At 43.3% G+C, this 18,217-nt stretch carries 16 protein-coding genes and 2 pseudogenes; 12 read left to right on the top strand and 6 right to left on the bottom strand.

Annotated features, from left to right (window positions below; all coding sequences use genetic code 11):
- Positions 1 to 5 precede the first annotated feature (5 nt).
- The 8 genes from map (at position 6) to rplQ (ending at position 4,240) form a co-directional block, all read left to right on the top strand.
- Positions 6 to 791 carry a type I methionyl aminopeptidase gene (map, locus tag EL210_RS11860; protein ID WP_018920501.1) on the top strand — a complete coding sequence of 262 codons (786 nt, stop codon included), beginning with the start codon at positions 6 to 8 and terminating at the stop codon, positions 789 to 791.
- A 15-nt stretch (positions 792 to 806) separates the two neighbouring features.
- Complete coding sequence (infA, locus tag EL210_RS11855; protein ID WP_004371767.1) at positions 807 to 1,025, top strand: translation initiation factor IF-1; 219 nt, start codon at positions 807 to 809, stop codon at positions 1,023 to 1,025.
- 21 nt (positions 1,026 to 1,046) lie between these two features.
- On the top strand, positions 1,047 to 1,163 hold the full coding sequence (gene rpmJ / locus EL210_RS11850; RefSeq protein WP_004335771.1) for a 50S ribosomal protein L36: 117 nt from the start codon (positions 1,047 to 1,049) through the stop codon (positions 1,161 to 1,163).
- 108 nt (positions 1,164 to 1,271) lie between these two features.
- Positions 1,272 to 1,652: a 30S ribosomal protein S13 gene (gene rpsM / locus EL210_RS11845; RefSeq protein ID WP_004371766.1), complete on the top strand. Its 381-nt coding sequence runs from the start codon at positions 1,272 to 1,274 to the stop codon at positions 1,650 to 1,652.
- 18 nt (positions 1,653 to 1,670) lie between these two features.
- Positions 1,671 to 2,060: a 30S ribosomal protein S11 gene (gene rpsK / locus EL210_RS11840; RefSeq protein WP_004371765.1), complete on the top strand. Its 390-nt coding sequence runs from the start codon at positions 1,671 to 1,673 to the stop codon at positions 2,058 to 2,060.
- A gap of 44 nt (positions 2,061 to 2,104) precedes the next feature.
- A complete protein-coding gene (rpsD, locus tag EL210_RS11835; RefSeq protein ID WP_004371764.1) occupies positions 2,105 to 2,710 on the top strand; it encodes a 30S ribosomal protein S4 in 606 nt (201 codons plus the stop codon).
- A gap of 12 nt (positions 2,711 to 2,722) precedes the next feature.
- Positions 2,723 to 3,715, top strand: a complete 993-nt coding sequence (locus EL210_RS11830; protein ID WP_004371763.1) for a DNA-directed RNA polymerase subunit alpha — start codon at positions 2,723 to 2,725, stop codon at positions 3,713 to 3,715.
- A 39-nt stretch (positions 3,716 to 3,754) separates the two neighbouring features.
- Positions 3,755 to 4,240 carry a 50S ribosomal protein L17 gene (gene rplQ, locus EL210_RS11825; RefSeq protein ID WP_018920499.1) on the top strand — a complete coding sequence of 162 codons (486 nt, stop codon included), beginning with the start codon at positions 3,755 to 3,757 and terminating at the stop codon, positions 4,238 to 4,240.
- Positions 4,241 to 4,299: 59 nt separating this feature from the next.
- On the opposite strand, the gene EL210_RS11820 is transcribed toward rplQ, so the two are convergent.
- Positions 4,300 to 4,752, bottom strand: coding sequence for a hypothetical protein (locus EL210_RS11820; RefSeq protein ID WP_018920498.1), 453 nt, complete (start codon positions 4,750 to 4,752; stop codon positions 4,300 to 4,302).
- 236 nt (positions 4,753 to 4,988) lie between these two features.
- Between EL210_RS11820 and EL210_RS11815 the strand changes: the two are divergent.
- Positions 4,989 to 5,827, top strand: a pseudogene (locus EL210_RS11815) (hypothetical protein).
- 489 nt (positions 5,828 to 6,316) lie between these two features.
- Here the strand turns inward: EL210_RS11815 and EL210_RS11810 are convergent.
- From EL210_RS11810 to EL210_RS14095, 4 genes and pseudogenes are all read right to left on the bottom strand, one after another.
- Entirely contained in the window at positions 6,317 to 6,958 is a 642-nt protein-coding gene (locus EL210_RS11810) for a septal ring lytic transglycosylase RlpA family protein (protein WP_004371760.1), read from the bottom strand.
- Between the two features lie 318 nt (positions 6,959 to 7,276).
- The gene (locus tag EL210_RS11805) at positions 7,277 to 8,011 is read right to left on the bottom strand and encodes an SDR family NAD(P)-dependent oxidoreductase (RefSeq protein ID WP_018920495.1); all 735 of its coding nucleotides are present in this window, start codon (positions 8,009 to 8,011) and stop codon (positions 7,277 to 7,279) included.
- A complete protein-coding gene (locus EL210_RS11800; RefSeq protein ID WP_018920494.1) occupies positions 8,008 to 8,280 on the bottom strand; it encodes a hypothetical protein in 273 nt (90 codons plus the stop codon). Before EL210_RS11800 ends, EL210_RS11805 begins: the two co-directional genes overlap by 4 nt.
- A 216-nt stretch (positions 8,281 to 8,496) precedes the next feature.
- Positions 8,497 to 9,450: pseudogene (locus EL210_RS14095) on the bottom strand (IS30 family transposase).
- Between the two features lie 725 nt (positions 9,451 to 10,175).
- On the opposite strand from EL210_RS14095, the gene rnr reads away from it, so the two are divergent.
- The 3 genes from rnr (at position 10,176) to EL210_RS11780 (ending at position 15,948) form a co-directional block, all read left to right on the top strand.
- A complete protein-coding gene (gene rnr, locus EL210_RS11790) occupies positions 10,176 to 12,371 on the top strand; it encodes a ribonuclease R (RefSeq protein ID WP_018920492.1) in 2,196 nt (731 codons plus the stop codon).
- 232 nt (positions 12,372 to 12,603) lie between these two features.
- On the top strand, positions 12,604 to 13,260 hold the full coding sequence (gene trhA / locus EL210_RS11785; RefSeq protein WP_018920491.1) for a PAQR family membrane homeostasis protein TrhA: 657 nt from the start codon (positions 12,604 to 12,606) through the stop codon (positions 13,258 to 13,260).
- Between the two features lie 210 nt (positions 13,261 to 13,470).
- Positions 13,471 to 15,948, top strand: coding sequence for a zinc-dependent metalloprotease (locus EL210_RS11780; protein ID WP_018920490.1), 2,478 nt, complete (start codon positions 13,471 to 13,473; stop codon positions 15,946 to 15,948).
- A 1,029-nt stretch (positions 15,949 to 16,977) separates the two neighbouring features.
- Here EL210_RS11780 and EL210_RS11775 read toward each other — a convergent pair.
- Positions 16,978 to 18,126 carry a mechanosensitive ion channel family protein gene (locus EL210_RS11775; RefSeq protein WP_018920489.1) on the bottom strand — a complete coding sequence of 383 codons (1,149 nt, stop codon included), beginning with the start codon at positions 18,124 to 18,126 and terminating at the stop codon, positions 16,978 to 16,980.
- Positions 18,127 to 18,217: the final 91 nt, after the last annotated feature.

Here is an 18,217-nt window from a genome sequence, read left to right as displayed (position 1 = left end):
ATCGAATGAAGATATTTCTGAAGACAGAAGATGAAATAAGCTTGATGCGCAAGGCGAACCAACTTGTTGGCGCTACACTTGCAGAGTTAGGCAAACATATACAGCCAGGGGTGACGACCCTTCAACTGGATAAAATTGCAGAGGAGTTTATCAGAGATCATGGCGCAACGCCTACATTCAAGAACTTCCCTAATCCTTTTGGAGGGCCTTTCCCGGCTTCAATCTGTACTTCCGTTAATGACGTTGTCGTTCATGGAATTCCAAGTGACAAGGTTGTACTGAAAGAAGGAGATATTATCTCTATTGATTGTGGCACTCTTCTCGATGGTTATAACGGAGACTCCTGTTATACATTTGCAGTAGGTGAAGTCTCACCCGAGGTCAGGCAATTGCTTGATGTTACAAAAGAGTCCTTGTATAAGGGTATAGAGCAGGCTGTTGCAGGGAAACATGTCGGAGATATAGGTGCTGCTGTTCAAGACTATTGCGAAAGCTTTGGTTACGGTGTCGTCAGAGAATTAACCGGTCATGGCATTGGCAAGGAGATGCATGAAGCACCTCAGATTCCCAATTACGGGGTTCGTGGCAATGGCGTTATGTTGAAAGCTGGTATGTGTATAGCCATTGAACCTATGATTACGATGGGCGAGCGCAATATTTGGATGTTATCCGATAAATGGAGCATCGTTACTCGTGACCGTAAGCCTGCTGCTCATTTCGAGCATACTATCGCAATTCGAAAAGGAAAGGCAGAGATTTTATCAACGTTTGAAGAAATAGAAAATCATTAAGTAAGAAAATAGTTTATGGCAAAGCAATCCGCCATCGAGCAGGATGGAACAATTGTTGAGAGTCTGTCAAATGCAATGTTCCGTGTAGAACTTGAAAATGGAGTTCAGATTGTTGCTCACATTTCTGGTAAAATGCGTATGCATTACATCAAGATACTACCTGGTGATAAAGTGAAGGTAGAGATGAGTCCCTATGATCTGACTAAAGGCAGAATCGTTTTCAGATACAAATAATTACCTCATATACACATTGATATGAAAACAAGAGCATCATTAAAGAAGCGTACAGCAGACTGCAAGATTGTTCGTCGTAAAGGTCGTCTGTTCGTTATCAACAAGAAGAACCCTAAGTTTAAATTGCGTCAGGGTTAATGTTAAAGTATCGTAAACGTTGAAATAAATCAATATTTATTTTTAACTTTGCACGTTCTTTGACGAGAGACAGATTTTATTTATTAAATTTTTTATTCAAATTAAAAAATGGCAATAAGAATTGTTGGAGTAGATTTGCCCCAGAATAAGCGTGGCGAAATCGCATTGACTTATATCTATGGTATAGGTCGAAGTAGTTCAGCAAAGATATTGGATAAGGCCGGTGTAAACCGTGACCTGAAGGTCAGCGAATGGACTGACGATCAGGCTGCCAAGATCCGTGAAATTATCGGCGCTGAGTTCAAGGTAGAAGGTGATCTTCGTTCTGAGATCCAAATGAACATTAAGCGACTGATGGATATTGGTTGCTATCGTGGCGTTAGACATCGTAATGGTCTTCCTGTTCGCGGTCAGAGCACTAAGAACAATGCTCGTACTCGCAAGGGTAAGAAGAAGACTGTTGCTAATAAGAAGAAGGCTACTAAGTAATTTTAATGGAAATTAATTATGGCAAAGACAAAAGCAACATCTAAGAAGAGAAACGTAAGAGTAGACGCTATTGGTCAGCTTCACGTTCATAGTTCATTCAATAATATCATTGTATCTTTGGCTAACAGCGAGGGTCAGGTTATCTCTTGGTCTTCAGCTGGTAAGATGGGCTTCCGTGGTTCTAAGAAGAACACACCGTATGCTGCTCAGATGGCTGGTGAAGATTGTGCTAAGATCGCTTTCGAGCTTGGTCTGCGTAAGGTTAAGGCTTACGTGAAGGGGCCTGGTAACGGTCGTGAATCTGCAATCCGTGCCGTAAATGCTGCAGGTATTCAGGTTACTGAAATCATTGACGTTACTCCGTTGCCACACAACGGTTGCCGTCCTCCTAAGCGTCGTAAGGTTTAATCCAACTATACAATCATATTTTAATTTAGCACATATTTTATATTATGGCAAGATATATAGGTCCGAAATCTAAAATTGCACGCCGATTTGGAGAACCCATCTTCGGTGCTGACAAAGTTTTGTCCAAGAGAAACTTCCCTCCTGGACAGCATGGCAACAACCGTCGTAGAAAGATGTCTGAGTACGGTGTCATGTTGGCAGAGAAGCAGAAAGCTAAGTACACTTATGGTGTGCTCGAGCGTCAGTTCCGTAATATGTTTGAGAAGGCAGCAAAGGCTGATGGTATTACCGGTGAGGTTCTCCTTCAGAATCTCGAATGTCGTCTTGACAACGTAGTATTCCGTCTTGGTATTGCTCCTACTCGTGCTGCTGCACGTCAGCTTGTAGGTCACAAGCACATCACTGTTGACGGTAAAGTAGTAAACATCCCATCTTTTGCTGTTAAGCCTGGTATGGTGATTGCTGTTCGTGAGAAGTCTAAGTCTCTCGAGGTGATAGAAGCTGCACTTGCAGGTTTCAACCACAGCAAGTATCCTTGGATTGAATGGGACGACAATTCTAAGTGCGGTAAGTTCTTGCACAAGCCAGAGCGTGCTGACATCCCAGAGAATATTAAGGAACAGTTAATCGTTGAGTTGTACTCTAAATAAATCATTGAATTAATGGCGATATTAGCATTTCAAAAACCTGATAAAGTTGTAATGTTGGAGGCCAGTGAGAAGTTCGGCAAGTTCGAATTCCGTCCACTTGAGCCAGGCTTTGGTGTTACCATCGGTAATGCTTTGCGACGCATTCTTCTTTCATCATTGGAGGGATATGCTATCAACACCATCCGTATTGCAGGTGTTGAGCATGAATTCTCTTCAGTTCCTGGTGTAAAGGAAGATGTAACCAATATTATCTTGAATTTGAAACAAGTAAGATTCAAGCAAGTAGTAGAAGAATTCGAGAACGAGAAAGTTAGTATCACTGTAGAGAATTCAACAGAATTCAAAGCAGGTGATATTGGTAAATATCTGACTGGATTTGAAGTGTTAAACCCTGATTTGGTGATTTGTCATTTAGATGCCAAAGCTTCAATGCAGATAGATCTCACTATCAACAAAGGTCGTGGCTATGTTCCGGCTGATGAAAACCGTGAGTTCTGCACTGATGTCAACGTTATTCCAATCGATTCTATCTACACCCCTATCCGTAATGTGAAATATTCAGTTGAGCCATATCGTGTCGAGCAGAAAACCGACTATGACAAATTGGTTATTGAAGTTTCAACGGATGGTTCCATTCACCCGAAGGATGCACTGAAGGAAGCAGCAAAGATACTCATCTATCATTTCATGCTCTTCTCTGATGAGAAGATTACTCTTGAGTCACCAGACCAGGACGGCAACCAGGAATTTGATGAGGAAGTACTCCACATGCGTCAATTGCTCAAGACTAAGTTGGTTGACATGAATCTCAGTGTTCGTGCACTCAACTGTCTGAAAGCTGCTGATGTTGAGACCCTTGGTGATCTCGTTCAGTACAACAAGACTGACCTCTTGAAGTTCCGCAACTTCGGTAAGAAATCGCTTTCTGAGCTTGATGATTTGCTCGAAAGTCTGAATCTGTCGTTTGGAACCGACATTTCAAAGTATAAATTGGATAGAGAGTAAATAACTTACTCCTTTCCGCTTAAACGTAAAGAATAAAAAATGAGACATAATAAAAAATTCAACCATCTGGGTCGTACTGCATCTCATCGTGACGCTATGCTTGCTAACATGGCAGTGTCATTGATCATGCACAAAAGAATCACTACGACCCTTGCAAAGGCAAAAGCCTTGAAGAAGTATGTAGAACCTTTGATCACTCGGTCTAAAGAAGATACCACAAACTCACGTCGTGTAGTTTTCCGTTATCTTCAGAAGAAAGAGGCTATCAAGGAACTCTTCAGCACGGTTGCTGCTAAGGTGGCTGATCGTCCAGGTGGTTACACTCGTGTAATCAAATTGGGTACCCGTCAGGGTGATGCTGCTGAAATTGCTTTCATCGAGCTTGTTGACTTCGATGATAATATGGCAAAAGCTCCTAAGGCTGCCAAGAAGACTCGTCGTAGCCGTAAAGCTACTAAGGCTGAAGCTGCTGCTGAGACTCCGACCACAGAGGCTCCTGCAACTGAGGAAGCTAAAGCAGAGTAATCTCACGATTAAAATTCAAATCTATAAAGAAAGCGCAGTGATTGATTTCACTGCGCTTTTTATATGCCTTCTTTTTCTTGTTGGGCTATATATACATTTGTAGAATACACATTGTCATCTTTATATTGCCAGTAATAAGCCCGTTTTTGCAGTTTCTTACCGAGTTCATCTGCCCTCAGATATGCTTGCTGTATTTCTATTGTGTTCTTAGCAAGTATGATGAAAGGCGGAGTATATTTATCAAGTTCCTTTAATGATAGACTATTGGGAATAAATGGTTTCCTTCTGTCTTTCATGGCGAAACCATTGTAAATGAGCGTTTGATATCCTTTTTTCTCAATATATTCTTGACAGCGTGCTCCGAGTGCAAGTGATATCTCAACCCATTCTTTTCTATCTATTTCCCCAAGAAAGTCTGTGATATGCTTGTCGATGTAATCTTTGTTTGCTGCCTGGAAATCATCTATCCATTCAATGATTAAGGGCCAAAAATTATTAGTCTTTTTCCTCATTTTTTATTTGTTAGTTATCACAAAGATAGCAATTATATTGTCGCTAATGTATTGTTTCGTGAGAAAATGTAGGGAGTATTCTTGTGGTTTCTTCTTTTATGTGGTAAAACATGCTTTGTAAAAGAGTGTGTGGTGTATTGTTTTTTAGGGAAAATCCCACTTCTTTTAGGGAAAATATCCTTGTGTTTAAGGTTTTTAATTTTTATCTTTGCAATGTAACAAATAATGATTTGGATATGAAGAAGTTGGTGGTATATGCAGCATGTGCAACTTTATTGTTCAGTAGTTGTGACACTTATACAGGTTCTGGTGCCTACATGGGTTCTTCCTTGGGTTCCATTTTGGGTAGTGCTATCGGGGGAATTGCAGACGGACCACGTGGTTCTGATTTTGGAACAATTATCGGAATGGCAGGCGGTGCGGCTATAGGCGCTGCAATAGGGCAGGCTGCTGATCAGCGCCGTGCAGCCGAAATGGAGGAGTATCAGTATGACCGTGCAAAGCGAAACTATGAGCGTAAGATGCGTGAACGCCAGCAGAATAGTGATGTCAGCAGCTATCAGGAAGCACCGTCTACAGATAGTGGCTATGATGAAACCAACTCCGGAGATGACCGCATCTATGACTTTAATGGTAAGGATTACCAGACTGATGCGTCAACAAGTACGGCAACGACAAAGATGCCGACGGCAAGTAGTGTGGAGAATATAGCCGAGGGATTAGTGTATACGCCAAATATTGAAATCCGTAATGCTCGTTTTCTCGATGAAAATGGTAATGGAATCATAGAGCGAGGTGAACTTTCCAAAGTGATTTTTGAAGTCATGAACCGTGGTGACCGACCACTCTATGATGTTCAACCTGTCGTGCTTGTGGCAAATGGAAATCGTCATCTCTTTGTTTCTCCAAGCATCATATTGAGAAAATAGAACCAGGGAAAGGTATTCGCTACACAGCACTTGTCAAGGCGGATAGGCGCCTGAAAGATGGAAATGCTAAGATTTGTGTTTCTGTGCTCCAAGGAAACAAGGCCATATCAAAGGTTACAGAGTTTAATATTCCAACGAAGAAGTAGAATGAATACCCACCCCAACCCTCCCGAAGGGAGGGAGCTTTGCCCTGCAATAAGCTTTATGAAGAGTTATGATTGCACTCTTGTTGGAATTGAAATTAATATAGTTATGCCCTACAATAGGCTTTATGAAGGGTTATGATTGCACTCTTGTTGGAATTGAAACTAATGTAGTTTTGCCTTGCAATAGGCTTTATGAAGGGTTGTGATTGCACTCTTGTTGGAATTGAATTTAATGTAGTTTTGCCTTGCAATAGGCTTTATGAAGGGTAATGATTGCACTCTTATTGGAATTGAAACTAATGTAGTTATGCCCAACAATAAGCTTTATGAAGAGGCCTTTCTAAACTGTTTTGATGCATGACCTCATAAAAGACAGGAACTGTAATATCTGTTGAACTTTATCAATAAGTCTATAAAATGTCTGCTCTGCGATAGCCCGCACGTTTGAACTCCCTCCCTTCGGGAGGGTTGGGGTGGGTTCTTTATCTTTCAGAACAGCCCTTTCAATCTTTCAAAAACATTGTTCCACCTGTTTTCTTTCTCCTTTTTTGCAGGCGAAGTCTTATTGTCCTTTTGCATGTCTTCAGTCTGTTTGTTAGGCTTTTTCGCTTGTTGTCGTTTGCGTGTCGTAGCGATATTCTTTGCATTATGCATCATTTTCTTGTCAACAACGCCGTCTCTGTTCTTCCAATCATCAATGATATTGTAGTGGTTCGCAACCACTTCAAAGTCAATCTGGGGCAACCTGATGCTGTCTTCCTCAAGATAAGGAACTCCTTTTCCTACTTTCTCCACAACAACTGTAGCCACTCCGCAAGCCAATATGCCAAGTTCCTTGGCTGCACCATACGATAGATCAATGATGCGTCCGCGACCGAAAGGGCCGCGATCAGTTACCTTTACGACCACACTATTCCCGTTGTTAGGATTTGTTACCTTTAATAATGTGCCGAAAGGATAGGTGCGATGTGCACAAGTCATACTGTCATGATGTAATCGTTCACCGCTGGCTGTTCTTGCTCCGGTGGCCTTTTTCGAGTAATAAGAAGCCTTTCCTTTCTGCTGCTGCGCAATTAAAGGCAGTGCCAGTAGGATTATTAGGATTGATAATAAAATTCTTTTGTGATCCACAAATCGGTTCTTTTGGTTAGTAATCAGTCATGTCATCTTGGTAAATCAGATGCCTTTTTAAGTCCAATACCCACGTAATCAATCGATTGCCATAAACAGGTAGGCGCTACAAATATATAAAAAAATAACTTATCCTCCAAATTTATGCTACCTGCCAGCCTATATCTCACCTCTTTAATGGCAGGCAGATATCCGCGAAAAACGGTGAATATATGAGATAAACGAATATTGGAAATATAACTAAAGAGATGTTTTTCAATATTCCTTTATGCCTCTTTGCCGTGCAAGATGCAGCTTGTTGCAAGGCTATTCTTGCTATTATTCGTCTTTAACCAACTTCATTTTTCTCCAAACCCAATTGGGAATATGCTGCCAAAGCGTGGTTAAAATGTGCCAACGCCAGTCTATAATATAGATGTGGCGCCTTTTATCAATGGCTTTCATGATGCTTTTAGCTACCTTTTCTGCATTCATCAGCATTGGAAAATGGCTGGAACCAGTCAGCAAGGGCGTATCAACGAACCCCGGACGGATGTCTGTAAAGCTGATATTCAGCTTCTTATTGGTTGCCAACTGCTCCAAAGCTTGTAGATAAGTGTTCTGCATGGCCTTTGTTGCACTGTAAGCTGGCGCAGGCCCAAGCCCCTTAGTGCCGGCTATCGACGTGATACAAGCAATGTGTCCTCCGCCATTTCCTGCGAAATACCGATAGGCAGCACCCACCATTCTCGTAAATCCCATGGCATTGGTCTGCATGGTCATCAGTTCTTTGTCGGCCTGCAGCATGGGATTTTTCCAGCCTATTCCCGCTGCATGGAAATAGAGGTCGAGCCCTCCCATGCGGTCTATGAGCTTACGGAGTGCCTCTTCTGCATGAGCATCGGTTACGTCAATCCGTGCCGTGAAAACACGTTCGGGCGCACAAGCGCGCAGTTCTTCCAACCTGTCTACACGTCGTGCAGCCACGCCAACTGTCCACCCTCGCTCAATCATGAGCCTTGCCACCTCATGTCCGATGCCGCTGCTGGCACCCATAACAATTGCTTTTTTCATTGTCGGTTGATGATTACGCCATCGCCATATATGACCGTATAATTCGGGCCTTTCTCTATTTTCAGGTTTACAAAGGCATTACAACCGGCTTTATATGCCTTTTTCAATAATTTGTCAAGGCATGAATCTAAGTCATATGTAATGCTGTATTGATAGCAAAGACCACGTTGCTCAACAATCTCATAGCCTTTAATACTTGGTAAAGTTGTCACAAACTGGCGCTCAATGGTAAAGTCGGTTTTCTTGTTTTTATTGCTGAATAATCCCATATTCTTTAGGTTCTGTTTGTGACAAAGATAAGGAAAAATTGGAAATAAACTCCTTTTATGAGTAGAAAATTGCTTTATATTTCATTATGGAGAGTCTCATGTTGTATGGATTTTAAGTTTTACCAATACGATTGTTTGCAATATGCTCTCCATGAATATTGTTGATTTTCTTTCCCTGTTTTTAACATCTTGTAGTTTCAACTACCAAATGCGAATTTACTTAAGTTTTTTGTAAAAAACAAATTTCGGTGTTCTAAAGTTAAGTTTCTTCCTGGGTCTGTCATTTAATTTGGCTTCCATTGCGGCAATATACTGCGTTGAGAGTTTGTTTGTATTACATCTTTTATCGATATACTGCCTGATTAACATGTTCCGATTTTCTACAGCTCCCTTCTGCCAGGGGCAGTGTGGATGTGCATAATATACGCTGCATCCTAAAGATTTTTCAATGTCCTCATACTGCATAACCTCCGGTCCGTTGTCTGTAGTTATGGTATGTACGGCATCCTTTATGGGTTTCAAAGCCTCTGTTACGGCCTTGGAAACCTCCCGGGCCGTCTTGTATTTTGCTAACTTTCTGATAATTCCAAGATTGGAACTTCTCTCCACCATGGTTAATGCCGATGAGTTTCCTGGGCCGATGATCAGATCCATCTCCTAGTCTCCGAACCGCTTTCCGTCAGCACAGGCAGGACGTTCGTCTATGCTTTTCCGATTCCCCGAGAGTGACTTTTGGTCTCTTTTAAGCCAGTGGTTTCTGTATTTGAACAGGAAACGACAGTACTTATAGATGTCTCCACCGGCATTACGGTCCCGCCAGATGTACTTGTATATGGTCGTATGAGACACACACTTCCTTCCAAGTGCCTTCATGCGCCCGCATATCTGCTGTGCAGACCAGCCCATCCTCAGATATTTACTGATGTTCCGCCACATCTCAGGAGTCATCTTGCGAGGTCTCTGATAGCGTCGCTTGCGCCTTCTTGCTCTTCTGACGGCAACCGTATAGGTGTATTTACCCGTATATTCAGAGGAGTTACGCTCTATCTCACGGTATACTGTACTTCTGTGAACGCCTATTGCTTCTGCAATTGCTTTCTTGGACATTTCTTTTTGGAGTAAGACAGAAATTGTGTATCTTTGCTCCGAGGTTAATTGATGGAACTTCATAATACAAAATTAATTAATCTTGGGGAGACCGTGGTCTCCCCTTTGTTTAATATATGTTTAATCATAATCTTCTGTTTCGCTCTCGGGGGCTGCGAGCCCCCGCCGCTGGGCACCCCCTCGGTGTTTTTCATAGTTCTTTGTAAACTATTTGTCACCGAAGACTGTCGCATTTACTAATTTAAACTGCATCTCATGACCACACCAAATAGAAAAAAACAGGCGGGAAAACGGGAGTTGTTTTGCAGTTTCAAGCTTCTTGGTTTGTGATTCCATTCATTATGCGTTGCAATCAGACTTGAATGACCGTGCCATTTGACTCAAAACACGTGGTCATTTGAGGCAGTTTGTGGACTGATTTGACGCAGATTGTGTGGTTTTTCAGAATGATTATACGCTGTGATTTGCTTTGTTTTTTGTAATATTTTGATTGTCAATGCTTTATAAGCAGACAAAAACAGACCAAACTTTACACCGATAAGTGCAACCCACACGCTTTCCACAAGATAAGACAAAACAAAAAGCAAACTGATAACATGCAGGTCAACGCCTCTGTCATCACGACAAACGGCAATACTATACGGTTTTCAGCCTGCATGCACTTATCCGCATTCTCTCGCAGGCATATGGAATTCCATGCAATCCGCCAATAAAAAGACAACATAAAAATTGTAATTGTCATTTCTTTTTCGTTACTTTGTAACCTAAACAAACAAAAAAAGAAAAAGATGGGAAAAGGGAAAAAAGGTGGAAAACGCATGAGTAAGAAGCAACTCTGTGAGCGGTTGCAAAACTTTTTCACGTCGCAACCCGGCAAGAAGCTTAGCTTCAAGGAGATATTCCGGGCGCTCAAATTAGACACCCACCCACTGAAGATGATGGCTATCGACATTATGGAGGAGATGGCTTGGGACGACTTTCTCACGCGCGTGACCGACAGTTCCTACAAACTCAACACGAAAGGCCAGGTGCAGGAAGGCACTTTTGTGCGCAAGGCGAATGGAAAGAACTCGTTTCTTCCCGATGATGGCGGTTCGCCTATCTTCGTTTCAGAGCGCAATTCCATGTGGGCAACCAATGGCGATCGCGTGAAAGTGAGCTTCATGGCACGCCGACAGAAGCACATTAAAGAAGCACAAGTCATTGAAATCATACAGCGCAACAAAGACCGTTTCGTAGGCCGCTTGCGCGTAGATCGCGACTTTGCCTATCTCATCACGCCCGAAAACACTTTCGTCCACGATATCATCATCCCGAAAAAGAAGCTTAAAGGGGGCAAGACTAACGACAAAGCTATCGTCAAAATCACACAATGGCCCGATGCAGAACACAAGAACCTGTTGGGCGAAGTCGTGGATGTGCTTGGGCAGACAGGCAACAACGATGTTGAAATGAACACCATCTTAGCCCAATACGGCTTGCCTTATGTCTATCCGAAAGCCGTGGAAGAGGCCGCAGAGAAAATCTCGGCAGAGATTACAAAGCAGGACGAGGCGGAGCGTGAAGACTTCCGTGATGTCTTCACCTGCACCATTGACCCGCATGATGCCAAGGACTTTGACGATGCACTCTCTGTCAAACGGCTCGACAAAGGCCTTTGGCAGGTGGGCGTTCACATTGCCGATGTGAGCCATTATGTCACGGAGGGCAGCATCATTGACAAGGAAGCCATGAAGCGGGCCACGAGTGTTTATCTCGTCGATCGCACGATACCAATGCTTCCCGAGCGTCTGTGTAACTTCATTTGTTCGCTTCGTCCCGATGAAGATAAACTGGCCTACAGCGTTATTTTCAACTTAGATGATGAGGCAAATGTCAAGGCTTACCGCATCGTTCATACGATTATCCGCAGTAATCGACGCTATGCCTATGAGGAAGTGCAGGAGATATTGGAGGCCAACGGCGTGAAAGACGGCACCGGAGAGCCTGCACCGAAAGCACCGAAAGGCGGATATCAGGGTGAGAATGCCGACCAGTTGATCACCTTAGACCGTCTGGCAAAACAGTTACGTGCCCGCCGTTTCAAGGGTGGAGCTGTGAAATTCGACCGCGAAGAACTGCATTTCGACATTGATGCACAAGGAAAACCGACGCGATGTTACTTCAAACGCTCGCGCGATGCTAACAAACTTATTGAGGAGTTCATGCTTTTGGCCAACCGAACTGTGGCAGAAAGCATCGGGAAAGTAAAGAAAGGACAAAAGAAGAAGACGCTCCCCTATCGCATACATGACAATCCTGACCCGCAGAAGATGGAGACTTTGCGGCAGTTTATCGTCAAGTTCGGCTATAAAGTGAAGACCGATGGCACGAAAAGTGCCATGGCTCGCAGCCTCAACAAACTCATGGACGACTGTAACGACAAGCCCGAAGCAAAGATGATTCAGTCGGTTGCGCTCCGCGCTATGATGAAAGCGAAATACAGTGTGCATAACATTGGACACTTTGGACTGGCATTCGACTACTATACTCACTTCACAAGCCCTATCCGTCGCTATCCCGACACGATGGTTCATCGCCTTTTGACGCGTTACGCTAACGGTGGGAGGAGTGCCAATGAGAAGCATTATGAGGAACTTTGTGAGCATTGTTCCGAGATGGAACTCGTGGCCCAGAATGCTGAACGCGACTCTATTAAGTACAAGATGGTAGAGTTTATGGCCGACAAAGTAGGCGAAACATATGATGCCCACATTAGTGGTATCACGAGTTATGGCATATATGCCGAGATAGATGAGAACCACTGCGAGGGTATGATCCCTATGCGTGACCTCGGAGATGACTATTATGACTTCAACGAACGCAACTTCTGTCTCGTTGGTCGGCGTCATCATCACAAGTATCAGCTTGGAGATGCCATCCGAATTCAAGTGGCAAGAGCTGATTTAGAGAAGAAACAACTCGACTTTACGGTAGCAGAATAGGCTGTAATCAAAAGCAAGAAGCGCGCTTTCATCCTAAGCATAAGCTGGAAGATAGCGCGTTTTCGCATAACAATCCGGGCTGTGTGTTGAGGTCGAGGCTATGTAGGAATATGATTATCCGCTTGTCGTTGAGGAGCATTTCCTTGAAAATTGGCTGAAAACTAAAAATAAACGGCACGAAAATTTGACGATAGCCGACAAACAACTAACTTTGCTGAAGAAGTTGACTATTATGAAACTGAAAATTCATTTCAATCATCGCGAGGAGCTTTGGAACGCTTGGAGTCATGCCGGAGGCATCATCATGGGCATCGTTGTGGGCATAATCTTCCTCATTTGGTGCTTTCGTGAACACAACGGATGGGCCACAGCAGGGATTATTCTCTATCTCTTCGGCATGCTTTGCTCGTATATAGCCTCTACGGTTTACCACTCCCTGTCGGCTTGGAGCAAATGGAAAGAGCGACTGCGCAAATGGGATCATGCCGCCATTTACTGGCACATTGCGGGCAGTTACTCCCCGATAACGCTCATTGCACTGCGTGATCAAGGCTACTGGGGCCTCACCTTGTTCTGCTTTATATGGGCTTGTGCGATTGCAGGAACCGTCATTAGCTTTGTCAATCTCAAAGACCACAGTAACTTGGAAACCATTGCTTTCGTTGGAATGGGACTCAGTGTGCTCGTTGCTTTCAAGCCACTTATCGACGCACTCACCACATCTGCTTTCATATGGATTATTGCAGAAGGCGTCTGTTACATTACAGGTGCAGTGTTCTACAGCATCAACAAGCGGAAATATATGCATACTGTTTTCCACTTCTTTGTACTTGCCGGCAGTATCTGTCATATCATTGCAGTGTGGGATATATTGATGAAATATATCTGAAAAGATTGTCTTTTTTCTCCGTCTTGGCCCATATCAGCCCTTGACTAATGCGGATAACGATGTTAAAATTTGGAGAGAAAGACGTTTTTCTGCATTCTTTTGCGTATATTTGTAAACCTTTCGGCACCTTGCCTCCATAGATTTGCGAGCGAGATTATTAACAAACAACGAAATATAATAACGAGTAATAAATACAGTTTATCAAACGAAATGAAACATTTAATAGCCACATTTGCCCTGTCAATACTCACAACAACGACTACATGGGCAGTTCCACACAGCTTGAACACATGGGCAAAAGACTCTACAGAAGTAAAGAAAGACAACGAAACAAATAAGAAAAAGCCTGAAAAGAAAGAAGATGATTACGAGAAACTCATGAAGAAAGGCGGTTCTTTTCAACAGGGGTTATTCGATGTCAGGCATATAGAGAAAGACTGGTATTTTGAGATTCCGGAGGCAGCTTTAGGCAGATTGTTTCTTGCCGTGACCCGTTTTGTGTCGGTTCCACAGGACTTCGGCATGCTCAGTGGTGAGGAAGTGAACTACAACACGGTTTATTTCGAGCGTTATGATGACAAGACCATGTTCTTGCGTTCATGGGCACATTCACAGACTGCCGACCCGAAAAGCAACATCTCCGAACTCGTCAGAAAAGCTACTATAGACCCCATTGTCTATAAGTTTGATATTATCGGCAAGGACAAGAAGACTGGGAAGATGCTTGTCAACGTAACAAAACTGTTCAAAGGAGACAATAAAATCGCCGGTTTTACAGCCAACGACCGGACCCAAGTGAAATTAGGGACACTGCAAGATGACCGTACTTTCATCGACACTATCAAGACTTATCCTATCAATATTGAGGTTTCCACACTTCGAACCTATGCTGCAAATCCCGGAAAATCCATGGCCTCACGTCAAGGTTTCATGACATTGAGCCTCAATACAAGCATTGTTCAGCTTCCCGAAGAACCGATGCGACCTCGTTTGGCCGATGAACGTGTGGGCTATTTCGACAACCGTCTTGTCACATTCAGCGACAGGGAAACCAGTAAACACGATGCCATTATCTCACGTTATCGCTTGGTTCCCAAAGACAAAAAGGCTTATGCAAAGGGTAAACTCGTTGAGCCTGAGAAGCAAATCGTTTATTACATCGACCCAGCTACGCCAAAAGAGTGGGTACCTTACCTCATTCAAGGCATCAACGACTGGAATAAAGCCTTCGAAGCTGCCGGTTTCAAGAATGCCATCGTAGGCAAAGAAGTGCCTGAAGACAGCGACATCAGTCCCGATGATGCCCGTTATTCTTTCCTGCGTTACCTGCCTTCAGAGCAAGAGAACGCTTACGGGCCACGCATTGTTGACCCACGAAGCGGTGAAATTATCGAGAGTCATATCTGTTGGTACCATAATGTGATGAACCTATTAACCAAATGGTACATGACACAATGCGGGCCGTTGGACAAGCGTGCACAGACAATGAAGTTTGATAAAGACCTTATGGGCAAGCTCATCCGCTTTGTTTCAAGCCATGAAGTGGGTCATACATTAGGACTTCGACACAACATGATAGCCAGCAATGCTACTCCCGTGGAGAAGCTACGTGATAAAGCTTGGGTTGAAAAACATGGCCACACAGCGAGCATTATGGACTATGCACGCTTCAATTATGTTGCGCAACCGGAGGACAACATCGGTGAAGCCGGCCTCTTCCCCCGCATCAACGACTACGACAACTGGGCTATCAAGTGGGGTTATCAGTATCGTCCGGAGTTCAAAGACGAGTTCGATGAGAAGAAAACACTACGCAGTGAAGTCACCAAAATGCTTACCAATAACAAGCGACTTCGCTATAAAGGCGATGAAGGTCGTGGGAGAGACCCACGTTCCCAGACTGAAGATCTCGGCGATAACGACATTACTGCTGCCGAATATGGTGTCAAGAACCTCAAGCGTGTGATGCAGAATATTGTAAAATGGACGGCACAACCCGATGATCAGACTGACGATTTAAGCAACATGTACAGTAGTGTTCGCGGACAGTTCCAACGCTACAGCAACCACGCTCAACGCCACATTGCCGGTGTTTACAGTGATAACTGGCCCTCTGCCCGCAAGAACGATATCGTGCCGGCAGTCCTCCAGAAACAAGCTATCGCTTGGTTTGGCCGTCATCTATTTACAATTCCCACATGGCTCTACCCTGACAGCATCGTCAACAAGCTTGGAGTTGATGCCGACAACGAGGTTACCATGCGCGCCAATGCTGTGCTTTCCTACCTCCTTTCGGCCTATATTCTCTACAATTGCATCAACAACAGCTTCACCGCAAGCCAGCCTTATCCTGTCAACGACTATCTGAATGATGTCTTTCAGGCTGCATGGAAGCCCATGAGTAAAACCGACTTACGTGGCAATAACTTCCGCCGCAGATTGGAACAGAACTACGTTGAACACATCGGACAAGCCATTTATACCTCCAAGACACCCAAAGAAAACATTAAGTTCACGCGCTCTGATGTCACACTCTATGCGTTGAAGCATCTTGACAAGATTGACAACTTCTGCCGTCAACAGCTGAAAACCACTGATGCCAACAGCATCAATGCACTTCACTACAACAATCTGTTGCTGAAAACCAAGAAGATACGCGATGCTTACAATAAGCCAGATAACGATTAAACAAATGCAACTCTAACACATGAAAGCCCGAAAAAACGGAATTAGCGGTTTTCTCGGGCTTTCTTGATATAGGATAATTAATTCCAACTACGGCCATGATTTACCACGATTTCTTTGTTCATATCCTAACGCGGCACTAACTTTGCAGTGCAATTCAAAGATAAAAGGATAATAATGACAGGAGCCTGACGAGGTTCCCTAAAACTAAAAGAAAGGTAAAAAGATTATGATAACATTAATGATTGTATTAGCAGTGGTCGTAGTAACAGTTTCACTCGCAGTGAATGTGAACGACAAAATCTCTATGGGACGCTAAACTTGGTGTTCTCTTTGAAAGAGAAAGTTTTTCAAAATCAAATATAATGGCGGTTGGATGCAATAGCGTTCAACCGTTTTTTCATTCTTTCTGTTTATGAAAAGACGACCATCGAATGTGCAGACACTTTGACTTCGCATCTTTTTCCATAACATAATGTCCTCCCGAGTGAAACGCAACATCCTCCGCATGATAAAAGATTACACAACAACGAACTGCCCGCTACGATAAAGAAGTGAGTAAATGCCGTTGTAATCTGTTATCTGCCGGATATCAAACTGCATAAAAACAACCAACCTATCAGCGTCTGACATCAACGCAGTTACATAAAAAATGACCGACCCCCTCAAGGTCAGTCATCCTATCTTAGATTTTATTACATCAGCAAATAAGAGCTGTTTTACAAGCTTTAAGTGTACCATACATCAGATTCTATGATATGTACCTCGGTAGTTTCATTGTCGTCTTCTCTGCGAAAATCCTGCAGAATCTGCGGAAGAGCTGTTTTTTTGGTGTCCATACATGCGTCTAATTAAAGTTGAATAACATTTGATTTACAACTACAAATATAAAAGAAATTCCAATATCTGTCAAGAGCAGATGCAAGCAAACGGCCTTTTTTAAATATAAATAACTTTAAATATACTATATATTGCTTATAATATGACATAAATATACAATATTAGATATCGAATGAAAACAAAGTCATTAAATCACTGCATGGGGGTCTGTTGGTAAATCTTAAGCCCAAAATCAGGCGTCACTGCATAGATATATTCCATGATTTCGGCCAATTGATGCTCGTAATTAATCCACTCTTTATCTTTCAAAAAGAAATAGAATTCAAGTGGAAGTCCTGCATTCGTGCCCTCTTTCTGGCACACGAGGAAAGTCAGCTGCTGGTTCACATAAGCGTTTCGACTGAGAAAACGTTCGATGAAACGACGATAAAGTGCCATGTTCACGATGCTTCCTTCCACCTCTTCAGGCTTGAAATATCCCTTCTCCACTAACTGCTTGCGCAGAGTTTCATCTATCATACACACGCTTCTGAAGTCATAATAGACCACGCGCTTTACTCTTCTACCCTCACTCTGCTGCATTCCTATCCAGTTTTGAAACGAGTCTTCAACAAGCGTCTGGGGCGTAACGGTGACTATTGTATTATCAAAATTCCTCACTTTCACCGTCGTCAGAGAGATATCTTCCACAACACCATTCAAGTTGGCTGAAGGCACAGTAATCCAGTCCCCTTTATGAACCATGTCATTACTCGTCAGTTGAATGCCGGCCACAAGCCCCGATATTGTATCCTTGAAAACCAACATCAAGATAGCAGAAGTGGCACCCAACCCGGCAAAAAGAGTCATCGGACTGCGTCCAATGGCTGTAGCAACAACTAAAATACAGGCTAAAAAGACAGCTACTATTTTCAATACACCACGCAACGACTTGAGATATTGTTGCTTGGCCGATCTCTCATTGCCTCTCAAACCATCAAAACTATCAAGCAAGGCTATGGCAGCCCGCGTCACCATCACAATGATATAAATGGCCGTGAAGCGTGTCAGCAACACCCGCACCACATGATATTGATAGAACACGAGCGGCAGAAGTTCCCACACTACGATAGCAGGAATGATGCGACATACCGACACCAACAACGCCTTATTCCACTGCATACCTTTGCGAGCCACCACTTTCGTGAGCAGAAGAATGACACGTCGCCCAACAGAATAACTCAACATCGCCAGTAAAACAACGACGATAACGAGTAAAATATGGCGTACAACCGGCACGACCGAACCGTGAAGGCCACAGCGAATGATGAGTTCTTCAACAAAAAGTCTGATGGTTTCCATGCTTATCTATCCCTTTCTTTTTCTCACAAAGATAGTTGTTTTTTCAATTAAAGCATCAAAAAAGAGAAGAAAAAAGAAAGGATGAGAAACG

Source organism: Segatella oris, assembly GCF_900637655.1.
In the GTDB taxonomy this organism is placed as follows: domain Bacteria; phylum Bacteroidota; class Bacteroidia; order Bacteroidales; family Bacteroidaceae; genus Prevotella; species Prevotella oris.
The sequence above is the reverse complement of the archived record's forward strand: the minus strand, read 5'-3'. Positions and strand labels throughout refer to the sequence as shown.

Bases quoted from the DNA above. Each gene is read 5' to 3' on its own strand.
- infA (WP_004371767.1), top strand. From the start codon at position 807: ATGGCAAAGCAATCCGCCATCGAGCAGGATGGAACAATTGTTGAGAGT.
- rplQ (WP_018920499.1), top strand. From the start codon at position 3,755: ATGAGACATAATAAAAAATTCAACCATCTGGGTCGTACTGCATCTCAT.
- rpsM (WP_004371766.1), top strand. From the start codon at position 1,272: ATGGCAATAAGAATTGTTGGAGTAGATTTGCCCCAGAATAAGCGTGGC.
- rpmJ (WP_004335771.1), top strand. From the start codon at position 1,047: ATGAAAACAAGAGCATCATTAAAGAAGCGTACAGCAGACTGCAAGATT.
- rnr (WP_018920492.1), top strand. From the start codon at position 10,176: ATGGGAAAAGGGAAAAAAGGTGGAAAACGCATGAGTAAGAAGCAACTC.
- EL210_RS11830 (WP_004371763.1), top strand. From the start codon at position 2,723: ATGGCGATATTAGCATTTCAAAAACCTGATAAAGTTGTAATGTTGGAG.
- rpsD (WP_004371764.1), top strand. From the start codon at position 2,105: ATGGCAAGATATATAGGTCCGAAATCTAAAATTGCACGCCGATTTGGA.
- trhA (WP_018920491.1), top strand. From the start codon at position 12,604: ATGAAACTGAAAATTCATTTCAATCATCGCGAGGAGCTTTGGAACGCT.
- EL210_RS11800 (WP_018920494.1), bottom strand. From the start codon at position 8,280: ATGGGATTATTCAGCAATAAAAACAAGAAAACCGACTTTACCATTGAG.
- EL210_RS11775 (WP_018920489.1), bottom strand. From the start codon at position 18,126: ATGGAAACCATCAGACTTTTTGTTGAAGAACTCATCATTCGCTGTGGC.
- map (WP_018920501.1), top strand. From the start codon at position 6: ATGAAGATATTTCTGAAGACAGAAGATGAAATAAGCTTGATGCGCAAG.
- EL210_RS11805 (WP_018920495.1), bottom strand. From the start codon at position 8,011: ATGAAAAAAGCAATTGTTATGGGTGCCAGCAGCGGCATCGGACATGAG.
- rpsK (WP_004371765.1), top strand. From the start codon at position 1,671: ATGGCAAAGACAAAAGCAACATCTAAGAAGAGAAACGTAAGAGTAGAC.
- EL210_RS11780 (WP_018920490.1), top strand. From the start codon at position 13,471: ATGAAACATTTAATAGCCACATTTGCCCTGTCAATACTCACAACAACG.
- EL210_RS11820 (WP_018920498.1), bottom strand. From the start codon at position 4,752: ATGAGGAAAAAGACTAATAATTTTTGGCCCTTAATCATTGAATGGATA.